Raw genomic sequence first — 1,055 nt, 5'->3', positions numbered from 1 at the left:
GTTAAATGTCACATAACGTTTGGCATTGCCGACGTCGATGAGCCCTAGCGCGACGCGCTTGGCGAATCGATGTGGCCGCGTCCACTCCATGACCTAACTTGCTTGTCCAACATCATGAATTGGCTTTCGGCGGCCCAAAGCGGCAATGCCGTGTTATCTGCTGCACCCATCTTTCATTACTTATTCAAATATTCTTTTTCGCCCTTCACCCATCCAAAATACAAATCAATTGCCCCAATTCTAGCCGGACCGACAACTGAATCCTTTGCAGCTACTAATCCAAACAAATCGACAAAACTTGCAAAATCATCATACCACTCATATTTCTCGCTAAAAGAATGTATCAGTAGTGTTGCATTACTGGCATTGATCCTATCCGCTTCAATAACTGCAGAAGCCGCCCTATGCAACAGTTGATATCGTATACGATCTATATTAGCGTTATTAATACATAGTAAGCTAAGTAAAAACTCTAACCTTTCCTTTTTCCCGGAACTGCTGTCATGCAACCATTCAGAAATGGTTTTATCAAAGGGTTCATTTACCTTACCTTCCACCATGATTGTCATAAGCTTATCTTTAGATTTTCCAATGACATAGATATCATTTTGGGAGGCGGCTTTCCCGCCGGGCAACTTTACTTTCCATTCAGGAAATACAAACAATGGTACTAAATCGCTAAATATATCAAGCCCTGAATTTTTAAATGCTCTGATAACAGAACTCGGAAATCCATTTGCTTCCTGCCAACAATATGCCAAGGCCCTCGCAGAATAACCCTTTTTCCAATGCTTACGTGGATCTGCTAACAATTTCCGCCAATCTTTAGGCGAAACCGATGGTACAAAAATATTTCCCATCTAAAATCCCCCATTTTTATATCTTTAATATCTCTTATTTTAGGGTGTTGCAGATAACGTTTGCCGATTACCGACGGCCATGGACCTTAAGGCGCAGACCGGGCCTTAGTGCGACGCCACTTAGGCCCGAACAAGCCGGGCGCGGCCGCGCTTAGGTCCATGGCTGTGGGCGCGTTCTCTACATGATTTAACTTC

The 1,055-nt window shown here is 43.6% G+C and carries 1 protein-coding gene; it reads right to left on the bottom strand.

Translation table 11 applies throughout. The features are described 5' to 3' along the window. Window positions 1–176: 176 nt before the first annotated feature. Complete coding sequence (locus tag G5B42_RS11640; protein ID WP_181340637.1) at window positions 177–860, bottom strand: DUF6946 family protein; 684 nt, start codon at window positions 858–860, stop codon at window positions 177–179. Window positions 861–1,055 lie beyond the last annotated feature (195 nt).

The sequence above is a fragment of the Capillibacterium thermochitinicola genome, assembly GCF_013664685.1.
Lineage (GTDB): Bacteria > Bacillota > UBA4882 > UBA10575 > UBA10575 > Capillibacterium > Capillibacterium thermochitinicola.
This window is presented reverse-complemented; position numbering and strand designations above follow the sequence as displayed.